Here is a 12,547-nt window from a genome sequence, read left to right as displayed (position 1 = left end):
GGAGTCGTCTTGACTTAGACTATGTCCAATATAGGATCGGATGAACGCGAAGGCCAAGGGCCCGCGCCGCACGAGACCTGAGAGCTGAAGGGCGTGACAGGTAAATGACCGACCAGATCGCAGCGGGACCGCTCACCACCGAGACGGGCGCCCCCGTCGCGGACAACCAGCAGAGCCAGAGCGCGGGCCCCGGCGGTCCCGTCCTGATCCAGGACCAGCTGCTCATCGAGAAGCTGGCCCACTTCAACCGTGAGCGGATTCCGGAGCGCGTGGTGCACGCCCGCGGCGCCGGCGCGTACGGCACCTTCACCGTCACCGCCGACGCGACCCCGTACACCCGGGCGAAGTTCCTGTCCGAGATCGGCAAGCAGACCGAGGTCTTCCTGCGCTTCTCCACCGTCGCGGGCAACCTCGGCGCGGCGGACGCGGTGCGCGACCCGCGCGGCTTCTCGCTGAAGTTCTACACCGAGGAAGGCAACTACGACCTCGTCGGGAACAACACCCCGGTCTTCTTCATCCGGGACGCCATCAAGTTCCCCGACTTCATCCACACCCAGAAGCGCGACCCGTACACCGGCTCGCAGGAGGCGGACAACGTCTGGGACTTCTGGGGTCTGTCGCCCGAGTCCACCCACCAGGTGACCTGGCTGTTCGGCGACCGCGGCATCCCGGCCTCCTACCGCCACATGGACGGCTTCGGCTCGCACACGTTCCAGTGGTCGAACGAGGCGGGCGAGGCGTTCTGGGTCAAGTACCACTTCAAGACGGACCAGGGCATCAGGAACCTGACCGCCGCCGACGCCGCCGCCCTGGCCGGCGCCGACCCGGACAGCCACCAGCGCGACCTGCGCGAGGCCATCGAGCGCGGCGAGTACCCGACCTGGACCGTGTCGGTGCAGATCATGCCGGCCGCCGAGGCCGCGGCGTACCGCTTCAACCCGTTCGACCTCACCAAGGTGTGGCCGCACGCGGACTACCCGCTGGTCGAGATCGGCAAGCTGGAGCTGAACCGCAACCCGCAGAACGTCTTCGCCGAGGTCGAGCAGTCGATCTTCTCCCCGCACCACTTCGTGCCGGGCATCGGCCCCTCGCCGGACAAGATGCTCCAGGGCCGCCTGTTCGCGTACGGCGACGCGCACCGCTACCGCGTCGGCATCAACGCCGACCAGCTGCCCGTCAACCGCCCGCACGCCACCGAGGCCAACAGCCACGGCCGTGACGGCGCGGCGTACGACGGCCGGCACGGCGGCGCGAAGAACTACGAGCCCAACAGCTTCGGCGGCCCGGCGCAGACCGACCGCCCGCTGTGGGAGCCCGTCCCCGTCCAGGGCCTCACCGGCGACCACGTGACGCCGCTGCACGCCGAGGACGACGACTTCGTCCAGGCCGGGAACCTCTACCGCCTGATGACGGACGAGGAGAAGGACCGTCTGATCGAGAACCTGGCGGGCAGCATCGCCGGTGTCTCCCGTGAGGACATCGCCGAGCGGGCCATCGAGAACTTCCGCAAGGCGGACGAGGACTACGGCAAGCGGCTCCAGGCCGCGGTCCAGGCCCTCCGCGCCTGAGCGAGCTCCGCTCCGGCGGACCGTTTGCCGTAACCCCCGGGGCGGCCGGTGCATCCCACCGGCCGCCCCGGCGCATGTCGTACGAGGGGTCAGCCGCCGAGGCCGCGCAGCAGCTCGTCGTGCAGCAGCCCGTTGGAGGCCGCGGCGTCCGCGCCGAACGGGCCGTCCACGCCGTCGAGCCCGGTGAAGCGCCCGCCCGCCTCCTGCACGACGATCGCGGGCGCCGCCATGTCCCACAGGGACAGCTCGGGCTCGGCGCAGATGTCCACCGAGCCCTCGGCGACCATCATGTACGACCAGAAGTCGCCGTACGCCCGCGTACGCCAGCAGGCGCGCGTCAGGTCGAGGAACGCGCCGAGGCGGTTGCGCTCCTGCCAGCCGGACAGCGACGAGTAGGAGAACGAGGCGTCCTGGAGGCGCGCCACCCGCGAGACGTGGAGGCGGGTCGCGGACGACAGGCTGCGCCCGGTGTACGCGCCCCCGCCGAGCTGGGCCCACCAGCGGCGGCCGAGCGCGGGCGCGGAGACGACGCCGACGACGGGCCGGTCGCCGCCCTCGCCGCGCTCCACGAGCGAGATCAGCGTCGCCCAGACGGGGACGCCCCGCACGTAGTTCTTGGTCCCGTCGATGGGGTCGATCACCCAGCGGCGCGGCCCGCCGCCCGCGCTGCCGTACTCCTCGCCCAGCACCGCGTCCCTGGGCCTGGCCCGCTGGAGGGAGGAGCGGAGCAGTTCCTCGGCGGCCCGGTCGGCCTCGGTGACCGGCGTCATGTCCGGCTTGGTCTCGACCTTGAGGTCGAGCGCCTTGAACCGGTCCATGGTGGTGGCGTCCGCGGCGTCGGCCAGGACATGGGCAAGGCGCAGATCATCGTGGTAATCGGGCATGCCCCCAGTATTCCGGTCAGGCGTGACCGGTCGGACACCACCCGCCGGGCATACGAATGATGATCCGGTCAGTCGTCAGTCACCGTCGTGCCGCTCGCGCGTGGCCAGCAGCCGCCGCAGCGAGAAGAGCCGCGCCGGGTCCGCGTGCCCCGCCGCCACCCACGCGTCCAGCGCGCAGTCCGGCTCGTCGTGGCTGCACGCCCGCGGGCACTCGGCGGTCCCCGGCTCCAGGTCGGGGAACGCGTGGATCACCCGGGAGGGGTCGATGTGGTGCAGGCCGAACGACCGCACGCCCGGCGTGTCGATCACCCAGCCCGGCATGTCAGGCAGCGGCAGCGCGAGCGCGGAGACCGTCGTGTGGCGGCCCCGGCCCGTCACCGCGTTCACCACGCCCGTGGCGCGCTGCCGCTCGGGCACCAGCGCGTTCACCAGCGTCGTCTTCCCGACACCGCTGTGCCCGACGAACGCCGTGGTGCGGCCGGTCAGCAGCCCCCGCACCTCGGCGACGGCCGCCGTCGCGTCCCCGCCCTCGTCGAACTCCTCGGCGCTGGTCACCACATGACGGATACCCAGCGGCGCGTACGCGTCCAGCAGCGGCGCCGGCGACGCCAGGTCGGCCTTGGTGAGGATCAGCAGCGGTGCGAGCCCGGCGTCGTACGCCGCGACGAGGCAGCGGTCGATCAGGCGCGGCCTCGGCTCGGGGTCGGCGAGCGCCGTGACGATGGCGAGCTGGTCCGCGTTGGCCACCACCACGCGCTCGAACGGGTCGTCGTCGTCCGCCGTGCGCCGCAGCGTGGACGTGCGCTCCTCGACGCGGACGACCCGGGCCAGGGTGTCCTTGCGGCCCGACAGGTCGCCGACGACGGCCACACGGTCGCCGACGACCACGCTCTTGCGGCCCAGCTCGCGGGCCTTCATCGCGGTGACCGTCCGGTCCTCCACCAGGCATGTCACCCGGCCGCGGTCCACGGTGAGGACGAGGCCCTCCCGCGCGTCCTCGTGCGCGGGGCGGCGCTGCGTGCGGGGCCTGCTGCCCCGGCGCCCGGGGCGGACGGGGATGTCGTCCTCGTCGGGGTTCTTGCCGTACCGGCGCATCGCGGCGGCCCGGTCCCTACGCCGCGTCCCCGGCGAGCATGGCCCGCCACATGTCGGGGAAGTCCGGCATGGTCTTGCCCGTGGTCGCGATGTCCTCCACCTCGATGCCCTCCACCGCCAGCCCGATGACGGCGGCGGCGGTGGCGAGACGGTGGTCCTCGTACGTGTGGAACACGCCGCCGTGCAGCGGACGCGGGCGGATGCGCAGGCCGTCCTCGGTCTCGGTGACGTCGCCGCCCAGGGAGTTGATCTCCTTGGTGAGCGCGGCGAGGCGGTCCGTCTCGTGCAGCCGCAGGTGGGAGACGCCGCGCAGCACCGACTCGCCCTCGGCCAGCGCCGCGACGGCCGCGATGCCCGGCGTCAGCTCGCCGACCTCGCTCAGGTCGGCGTCGATGCCGAGGACGCGCCCGGTGCCGGTGAGCGTCAGCCCGCGCTCGTCGAGCGTGCAGGAGCCGCCCATGGCGGTGAGGAGGTCGCGCAGCGCGTCGCCCGGCTGCGTGGTCCGCACGGGCCAGTCGGGGATGGTGACGCGGCCGCCGGTGATCAGCGCGGCGGCGAGGAACGGCTGCGCGTTCGACAGGTCGGGCTCGACCACCAGGTCGCGGCCGAGGAGGGCGCCCGGGGTGACGCGCCAGACGTCCGGCTCGCCGCCCGAATCGGGCGAGTCCACCTGGACGCCGGCGGCGCGCAGCATGTCCACCGTCATGCGGATGTGGGGCAGCGACGGGAGGGTGCGGCCGGTGTGGCGCAGTTCGACGCCCTGGTTGAAGCGGGGCGCGGACAGCAGCAGCGCGCTGATGAACTGCGACGACGACGACGCGTCCACCTCCACGTACCCGCCGTCGAGCGAACCGGCGCCGTGGACCGTCATCGGCAGGCCGCCGCGCCCCTCGTCGTCGATCCTGGCGCCGAGGGCGCGCAGCGCGTCGATGAGGGAGTGGAGTGGCCGTACGTGCGAGCGCGGGTCGCCGTCGAAGCGGACCGGGCCCTCGGCGAGGGCGGCCAGCGGCGGCAGGAAGCGCATGACCGTACCCGCGTTGCCGACGTCCACGGCGGCGGGCGCCTGCGGCGCGGCCGGGATGACCCGCCATGACTCGCCGCGCCCGCTGGGCAGGCCGGAGACGGCGGAGCTGGAGGACAGGGTCTCCTCGATGCCGATACCGAGGGAGCGCAGCGCGTCGGCCATCAGCAGGGTGTCGCGGGAGCGCAGCGGGCGGCGCAGCCAGGAGGAGTCGGCGGCCAGGGCGGCGAGGACGAGCGCGCGGTTGGTGACCGACTTCGATCCCGGCACGGTGACGGTCGCATCGATCGTGCCCGCGGCGGACGGCGCGGGCCAGAGCGCGAGGGTTTCGCTGTGCTGGTCGGTCATGCCCCTCACTCTAGTGCGCGACGCGCCGCGATCCCCTTGTCCCGCCCGGCTCAGAGCATCAGCAGCCGCGTCCCGCCTCCGAAGAGTGACACCAGCGCGACGGCGTGGAAGAACAGCAACCACGCGAACGCGGGTACGTGCGTGAGCCGCGACAGCTGGTCCGCGTCCGAGTCCCGCGCGGCACCCCTGCGCCGCTTGACCTGGAGTTCGAACACGGGCCGCACCCCGCCCATGAGCAGCAGCCACACGACGACGTAGGCGAACGCGGCCTGGACGTCCGGCTCGGTCAGCCAGGAGACGGAGAGGAAGACGGCGGCGGTGACGACGACCGTGAGCGCTCCGTAAGCGTTGCGCACCATCACCAGGAGCGCCAGCAGGAGCGCCGTCGCGCCCCACAGGAGCGCGGTCGTGCGCCCGGCGGACAGGAGGACGGCGCCGCCGAGGCCGAGGAGGGAGGGGGCGGTGTACCCGGCGGCGGCGGTGACGATCATGCCGGGGCCGGTGGGGCGTCCGCGCGAGACGGTGAGGCCCGAGGTGTCCGAGTGGAGCCTGATGCCGTCGAGCTTGCGGCCGGTGAGCAGGGCGGCGAGGCCGTGGCCGCCCTCGTGGGCGATGGTGATCGTGTTGCGGGTCCAGCGCCAGACGCCGCGCGGCGCGACGGCCGCGAAGGCGACGGCCGCCGTCAGGGCTATGAGCCACATGCCGGGCGCGGGCTGCGTACCCGTGACGCGGTCCCAGACCTCGGTGATGTCGGCGGTGTCCATGGTCCCCCCTGGGTGGACGGTCGTCGGGCGCCCGATCCTACGAGGCGCCGGGCGGGCCGGGCCCTCCCGGTGCCGGTGCCCCGCGCCGCCGCGGCGCGAACCCCGGCGACACCGAGGCGGGGCCGGCGGCGTACGAGGCGGGGACGTTCCGCCGCGCCGAGGGCCTCGGCCGCCGGGTCCGCCGCCAGCCTGGAGAGCATGTTCGGCGACCAGGGTCTTGAGGACATCGTCGCTTTCTTCTCCCAGGGCCCGGCGGCCGCCTGACATTCCATGGCGGAGGCCATGACCACCCGCCAGTCCGGCTCCACAGGCCCCGTGGGAGGGGCGTCCCGGACATGTCCGGAGCCGCCGGAGTCCCGGCGGCACGGTCCGGCGACGACGGCAGAGGCCCGGAAACCGGCCCCGGCTGAACCCCCGCCTCGCACCCCACCGACAGCACGCCGTCCCCGGAACCCTCAGCGCGCCAAGACCCACAGGACTCCGGTCCGTACCCGGGGCACGCGTAGGGGCGGAAGCGCCGCCGTCACTCCTCCGGCGCCCCGGCGGGCACACCGAATCCGGCGTCGAAGGCGGGGAGTTCGTGCTCCGGCTGCGTCCCCGCGCCCGGTGGCCCGGCAGGGACACCGGGACCCGCGCCGGTGCCGGGCGGCCCGGGAACCGGCTGCGGCTGAACGCCCGCGTCCGGCCCCGCCCACGGCACGCCCTCCAGCTCAGGCTCCGGCTGCGTCCCCGCACCCGGTGGCCCGGCAGGAGCACCGGGACCCGCGTCGGTGCCGGGCGGCCCGGGAACCGGCTGCGGCTGAACGCCCGCGTCCGGCCCGGCGACAGGCCCAGGCTCCGGCGGCGCCTCCGCCTGTGTCCCGGGCACGGGTGACACCGGCGATCCGGGGGTCTCCGGCGTCACGGGCCCGAGGGGGGTCGCCGGGGTCTCCGGCGGCACGGCCGGGACCGTTGTTCCCCCCGAGGACTCAGGCACCGGCACCGGCACGGGCTCGGCCACCGGCAGGGTGGCGGCCAGGGTCACGGGCGGTGGCGCGGCGGTGGCGACCGGGGCGGGCACGGCCGGCCGCGCGCGCGGACCCATCCGCTCCTCCCCCGTCCGCTCCCCCGGCGGCTCACGCCTGACGACCGGTGAGAACGGCTCCCCGCCGCGCACCGTGCCCCCACCGCCCGTCCCCGCGTCACCGCCGTACTGCCGCGCCCCGTACTCCGGCGCCGCCGCCGGGGGCGGCTGGGCGGGCGCGTGCGGCGCCGGCCCCGCCGCCGCGGCGCCCGTCGCGACCGCCATCGCCGCGCCCACCACCAGCTTCGCCAGCGCCCCGCCCGCATGCGCGATGCCAGGACCGGCCGGTATCAGCTCGGCGGCGAGCCCGGCGCCGAGCGGCGCCGCCACTTGCGTCGCGTGGACGGCCCCCGCCGCCTGGGCCGTCCCGCCCATCAGCCGGGCGGCGGCCAGCCACCCCACCAGCGCGGCGGGCACGAGCCCCCGCAGCGTCGCGTTGATGTCCACCAGCTCCAGGTACGCCGACCGGCAGCGCTCGCAGCCCCGCAGATGGTGCCTCAGCTGCCGGTAGCCGCGCCGCCGCATCGGCTTGCGGGCGAACGCGCCGAGCCGCGTCGCGTGCTGGCGGCAGCCGGCCTGCCCGGTGAGCGCCGAGTTCACGTGCGCCTGGAGATACGCCTCCCGCAGCCCCTCCCGGGCGCGGAAGGCGAGGACGGCGGTCGCGTTGGGCGTCAGACCGAGCAGCGGGCCGACGCGGCTCAGCGGCTGCTGCTCGACCGCCGTGTGCCACAGCACCTCCTGCCACCGCTCCGGCAGGCTGTGGAACGCGCGCGCGGCCATCGAACGGTCGGCCGCGCGGATCAGCGCCACCGACTCGGCCGGGTGCTGCGCGGCGAGGTCGCCGAGGTCGGCCACCGGCTGCTCGCGCCGCCCGCCCGCGCCCCACTGCGCCGCGACACGGCGGACCGTCGTGAGGAGGTACGCGCGCGCCGACTCGTTCGGCCCGGCGCCGGAACGCAGCGCGCGCAGCGTCCTGGCGAAGACCTCGGCCGTCAGGTCCTCGGCGAGGTGGGAGTCCGCGCAGCAGACCCGGGCGTAGCGGCGGACCGCGCCCGCGTGCCGCCGGTAGAACGCCCCGTAGGCCACACCGTCGCCCGCGCGCACCCGCGCCAGCAGCATCTCGTCGGGCTCCGCCATACCGACCCCTCTCCACCGGCGCACCCCGCGGGCGCGGGCGATCCCTACTACCGGCCCGCCGGGTCAAGTCGGCGCCACGACACCACTCCTGGGCGCCGTGTCACCCCAATGCCTCACACCCCGGCAGCCGACGCGTCGTTGGCGACATGTGAGACCGACGACACGGAGAACACGCACTGATGATGCATGACGAGGAAACGAATCTCCTGATCCCTCCGGAACTCAGGACAGGACCGGGCGGCTGGGATATCTTCGGCGACACCTCCCGGCTGGAGGAACTGCTGCTCCCCCTGGACGTCGTGCCGGGCGCGGAGGCGGCCGACGAGCCGCGCGCGCACCTGGCCGAGACCGTGCCGGCCCGCCACCGCAAGCGCAGGCAGCGCGTCCAGTGGCTCGGCCCGTCGGCCCAGGTGAAGTGGCTGCGCTGGACGAGCCTGCTGATCGCCGCCGCCGCGACCGCGCTGATGGCGATGCTCAGCGTCCTCGGCGGCCTCATCTCCTACGGCCCGCTGCGCGACGCCGCCGCCCCCGGCGCGTCCGACGCGCTGACCGACTGGTGGCCGCTGCTGATCTTCGGGCCGTGGCTCGTCGCGTCGCTGTCCATCGTGCGGGCGGCGCTGCACCAGCGGCGTTCGCTGCACTCCTGGCTGGTCGTCGTGCTGTTCTCCGGCATCGCGGTGGCGCTGTGCGTCGCGCAGGCGCCGCCGAGCGTCATGAGCCTCGCCGTCGCCGGCCTGCCGCCGATCTCCGCGCTGCTGGCGTTCCACCAGGTCGTCCGGCAGATCACCCTCATCAGCCCGCCGCGCCACGCGGTGCCGCGGCAGCGGCCCCGCCCCGATCAGGCCTGAGCCCCGGCCCGGCTCCGGGCAGACGCCCCCGAGCGCCCGGGACCGCGCCGTACGCCCCGCCCTCCCGTACCGCCGGACCTCCGGTGGTACGGGAGGCGGGCGGCCGGTGGCGACACGACGGAGGCCCCGTCCGCATCCGCAGATGTGGACGGGGCCTCCGTCGTATGGGGTGAGTGACGGGACTTGAACCCGCGGCCACCTGGACCACAACCAGGTGCTCTACCAACTGAGCTACACCCACCATCCGCCGCCGCAGCGGCCGGACACGAGTGTACAGGGTCGCCGGGGCCCGGCGCACCGCGCTTCCGCGCGGCCCTGCGGGAGCCCGTTCAGCGGACGACGTGCTCCGCGGCGATCCGCCGGGCGGTGTCCGAGTCGGGGCCCGGCTGGGGCACGAAGACCGTCTCGCGGTAGTAGCGCAGCTCGGCGATGGACTCGCGGATGTCGGCGAGCGCCCGGTGGTTGCCGCCCTTCTCCGGGCTGTTGAAGTACGCGCGGGGGTACCAGCGGCGCGCCAGCTCCTTGACGGACGAGACGTCGATCACGCGGTAGTGGAGGTGCGACACGAGCCGGGGCATGTCGCGGCTCAGGAACCCCCGGTCGGTGCCGATGGAGTTGCCGCACAGGGGGCTCTTGCCCGCCTCGGGCGCGTGCTCCCTGATGTAGGCGAGGACGCGTTCCTCCGCCTCCTCCAGGGACGTGCCGCCCTCCAGCTCGTCCAGGAGCCCGGAGGCGGTGTGCATGGCGCGCACGACCTCCGGCATGGACTCCAGCGCGGCGGCCGGGGGCCGGATCACGACGTCCACCCCCGCGCCGAGCACGTTCAGCTCCGAGTCGGTGACCAGCGCGGCCACCTCGATCAGGGCGTCGTCGGCCAGGGACAGACCGGTCATCTCGCAGTCGATCCACACCATGCGATCGTTCATGCGAACAACCTTACGTCGCGCAGGGCGACGGGCCGGTCGCCCCGGCCCGTCGCCCTGCGCCGCGCCCGCCCCCGGTCAGGCGGGCGGGCGGCTGCGCTGGCCCGGCACCCGGGCCGTGAACCCGTCCGCGACCGGCTTGACGCGCGCGCCGGTGTCCTGCTGCCTGGCCCGGTACGCCGCCCGGTACGCGGCGGGCGAGGCGCCGAGCTGCCGCCTGAAGTGGCCGCGCAGGGCCACCGGCGAGCGGAAGCCGCAGCGTCCCGCCACCTCGTCCACCGAGTAGTCGGACACCTCCAGCAGCCGCTGTGCCTGGAGCACACGCTGCGTGATGAGCCACTGGAGCGGCGCGCTGCCGGTGAGCGAGCGGAACCGCCGGTCGAACGTCCGCCGGCTCATGTACGCGCGGGCGGCGAGCGTCTCCACGTCGAACTGCTCGTGGAGGTGCTCCAGCGCCCAGGCCACCACCTCCGCCAGCGGGTCGGCCCCGATGTCTTCGGGTAAAGACCGGTCGAGGTGCCGGTGCTGGGCGGGCTCCGCCGTGCCGTTGCCCCGGCGGGGGGGCAGCACCAGGCGGCGTGCCAGGGCGGCGGCGGCCTCGGGGCCGTGGTCCTGGCGGACGATGTGGAGGCACAGGTCGATCCCGGCGGCGGTGCCCGCCGAGGTCAGGATGTCCCCGTCGTCCACGAACAGTTCCCTGGGGTCCACGTGGACCGAGGGGTAGCGCTTGGCGAGCGTCGGCGCGTACATCCAGTGCGTCGTCGCGGGGCGGCCGTCCAGGAGCCCGGCGGCCCCCAGGGCGAACGCGCCCGTGCACAGGCCGACGATCCGCGCGCCCTCGCTGTGGGCGCGCCGCAGCGCGGCCAGCGCGGCGGCGGGCGGCGGGCCCGTGATCGACCGCCACGCGGGGACGATCACCGTGCCCGCCCGCGCGACGGCCCCGAGACCGTACGGCGCGCGCAGCTCCAGCCCTCCGGTGGTGCGCAGCGGCCCCTCCTCACCGGCGCAGGCGAGCAGCCGGTAGCGCGGGACCCCGGCGTCCTGGCGGTCGATGCCGAAGACGGACAGCGGAATGGAGCTTTCGAACATTGGACTGCCGCTGAACAGCAGCACCGCGACGACTTCGCGGCGGCGTCGGGCAGCGAGCTTGACGGCTGGCTCGGGGCCGTGCGTTGGGTCCTGGCTCATGCTCCTCAGTTCCCTCGGTCGTCGCATCCTCTCGGTCCTGCACGTTTCCCCCGACGTGATTGCCAAGATCGAATCTACTGTGTCAGGTGAGGTCGGCGGGACAAGTTCATCACTCGGCGCTATATCGACATGACAACGTGGCGCGAAGCAGTCGATCTGGAAGCGTTGCACGCGCGAGCGGTTGGGGGAAGTACGCCTCCCCCCGCCATCCCCCCTGTCCTGGGCCCGCGATGGCCCGGACGCCCGGCCGCGGGACTTCCCCCGGTATACCGGAGGGGTCGGCGTGGCCGGTGGGCAGGGTGCTGCGGACCAGGGGAAGTTGGCCGAAAATGGCGGGCACCGGCCCGACAGTCGCACTGCTCCCGGCGCGCGCCTCCCCCGCGCTGCTCCACCCCGGGGGCGCGCGGCGGGCGCATCGATGCAGGCAGGGCGGACATGTCAACAGCGGGGGGCGCGGGCGCCCGGCGCGCGGTCACGCACAGCCAGCGCCCGTATCACCAGGTGTCCGAAAGGATTGCGTCGCCGGGGCCGGGTAGGGCATGCTGCTCGGTCACGGTCGCGGCTTTGGTTTCAGGGGTTGTACGCGGCAACCCTGGGCACTGGATGACCAACGCCGTACCCTGGGAGTGGAACCGGTGGAAGTGAGACGTATGTACCGGATTTTCGGAACGGCCGTGGATTCTGAGAATTCCGAGGATTCTCCCGGAGTTCCCCGAGTGACCGGCGTTCCGGGTCGTCCCGGTCCCGTCGCCCCTCCGCCATGTCCCTGTCCCTACGCCGGCACCCCCGAGCTTCCTCACTGACTCACCGCTGAGGCACCGATGGCTGGATACGAGTTCCCCGAACCAGCGGATCGCAGGCGCGTCGCCGATCCCTCGTCCACGCCCGACCTGGCCGGGGACGCGTGCACGCCCCGAGATCCCGCGTTCCAGCACGGCGTGGTCGTGGGCTTCGACGGCTCGACGTCCAGTGAGCGCGCGCTGGCCTACGCGGTGGGCATGGCGCAGCGCTCGCACTGCGGGCTGATCATCGTCCACGTCGCCAACCGGCTGCCGACGACCGTCTGGGCGGGCTGCGAGCCGCCCGCGCTGGTCGATGTGCCGGACCACAGGACCGAGGTCCTCGGTCTCGAACTCGCCTGCGCCGAACACCTGTCGGACGTGCCGTGGGTGCTCCTCGAACGCGGCGGGGACATCTGCCACGAACTGGAGGAGGTCGGCCGGGAGTTCGTCGCCGACGCCATCGTCGTGGGCACGACCCACGGCCTGCTCGGGCGGCTCTTCGGCTCGGTGTCGGGACGGCTGGCGCGCCGGGCCCAGCGCCCGGTGATCGTCATCCCGTAGCCCGGCGCGCCCCGCCCGTCGCGGGAACGCACGGAAACCACCGGAAGTCCCCAGCTCCCCCGGGAGCACCACGGACGCCATCCCGCACGCACACCACCGCCCCGCCGGGGTCCTGGACAGCCCGTTCCGGAGCCCACGCGGGGCTTCGGCCTGCCCGTTCGCCGGAACGGGGGGTGTTCCCCTGGGTGCGCACGGAGCATTCACCAAATTTGTCGGCCGTGACGGGTGGATTGTGCGTTTGTGATGGGCATAACAGGGTCACCGGCTCGACAGAACCGGTCCCGGTACCGCTTTGGGCCGCCGGTCGGGAGGTGACGGACCCGGCCGCGGCTTATCCCAGCCGGCGTAATGGGCGACGCCGGCGC

The 12,547-nt window shown here is 74.1% G+C and carries 10 protein-coding genes and 1 tRNA gene; 3 read left to right on the top strand and 8 right to left on the bottom strand.

The annotated features are described in order from the left end of the window. Nucleotides 1–116: 116 nt before the first annotated feature. Nucleotides 117–1,568, top strand: a complete 1,452-nt coding sequence (locus ACL02R_RS12260; protein WP_412796988.1) for a catalase — start codon at nt 117–119, stop codon at nt 1,566–1,568. A gap of 89 nt (nt 1,569–1,657) precedes the next feature. On the opposite strand, the gene hisN is transcribed toward ACL02R_RS12260, so the two are convergent. The 5 genes from hisN to ACL02R_RS12235 form a co-directional block, all read right to left on the bottom strand. Then, complete coding sequence (hisN, locus tag ACL02R_RS12255; RefSeq protein WP_362964769.1) at nt 1,658–2,452, bottom strand: histidinol-phosphatase; 795 nt, start codon at nt 2,450–2,452, stop codon at nt 1,658–1,660. A 75-nt stretch (nt 2,453–2,527) separates the two neighbouring features. Continuing rightward, nucleotides 2,528–3,547: a ribosome small subunit-dependent GTPase A gene (gene rsgA, locus ACL02R_RS12250; protein WP_412796893.1), complete on the bottom strand. Its 1,020-nt coding sequence runs from the start codon at nt 3,545–3,547 to the stop codon at nt 2,528–2,530. Nucleotides 3,548–3,563: 16 nt separating this feature from the next. Further along, nucleotides 3,564–4,916, bottom strand: coding sequence for a 3-phosphoshikimate 1-carboxyvinyltransferase (aroA, locus tag ACL02R_RS12245; RefSeq protein ID WP_412796892.1), 1,353 nt, complete (start codon nt 4,914–4,916; stop codon nt 3,564–3,566). 50 nt (nt 4,917–4,966) lie between these two features. Then, entirely contained in the window at nt 4,967–5,680 is a 714-nt protein-coding gene (locus ACL02R_RS12240) for a M50 family metallopeptidase (protein WP_412796891.1), read from the bottom strand. 523 nt (nt 5,681–6,203) lie between these two features. Continuing rightward, complete coding sequence (locus ACL02R_RS12235; RefSeq protein WP_412796890.1) at nt 6,204–7,880, bottom strand: sigma-70 family RNA polymerase sigma factor; 1,677 nt, start codon at nt 7,878–7,880, stop codon at nt 6,204–6,206. Nucleotides 7,881–8,059: 179 nt separating this feature from the next. Here ACL02R_RS12235 and ACL02R_RS12230 point away from each other — a divergent pair, with 179 nt between their 5' ends. Next, entirely contained in the window at nt 8,060–8,728 is a 669-nt protein-coding gene (locus ACL02R_RS12230; protein WP_412796889.1) for a hypothetical protein, read from the top strand. Nucleotides 8,729–8,893: 165 nt separating this feature from the next. Here ACL02R_RS12230 and ACL02R_RS12225 read toward each other — a convergent pair. From ACL02R_RS12225 to ACL02R_RS12215, 3 genes are all read right to left on the bottom strand, one after another. Next, nucleotides 8,894–8,969: transfer RNA gene (locus tag ACL02R_RS12225), tRNA-His, on the bottom strand. Between the two features lie 88 nt (nt 8,970–9,057). Next, nucleotides 9,058–9,654, bottom strand: a complete 597-nt coding sequence (gene orn, locus ACL02R_RS12220) for an oligoribonuclease (RefSeq protein WP_412796888.1) — start codon at nt 9,652–9,654, stop codon at nt 9,058–9,060. A gap of 75 nt (nt 9,655–9,729) precedes the next feature. Next, entirely contained in the window at nt 9,730–10,839 is a 1,110-nt protein-coding gene (locus tag ACL02R_RS12215; protein WP_362965978.1) for a GlxA family transcriptional regulator, read from the bottom strand. Nucleotides 10,840–11,660: 821 nt separating this feature from the next. Here ACL02R_RS12215 and ACL02R_RS12210 point away from each other — a divergent pair. Beyond that, a complete protein-coding gene (locus ACL02R_RS12210; RefSeq protein ID WP_362965980.1) occupies nt 11,661–12,182 on the top strand; it encodes a universal stress protein in 522 nt (173 codons plus the stop codon). Nucleotides 12,183–12,547 lie beyond the last annotated feature (365 nt).

The sequence above is a fragment of the Streptomyces sp. MS19 genome, assembly GCF_047200595.1.
GTDB lineage: Bacteria > Actinomycetota > Actinomycetes > Streptomycetales > Streptomycetaceae > Streptomyces.
Note: the sequence above shows the minus strand (reverse complement) of the source record. Positions and strands in the feature narration are given on the sequence as shown.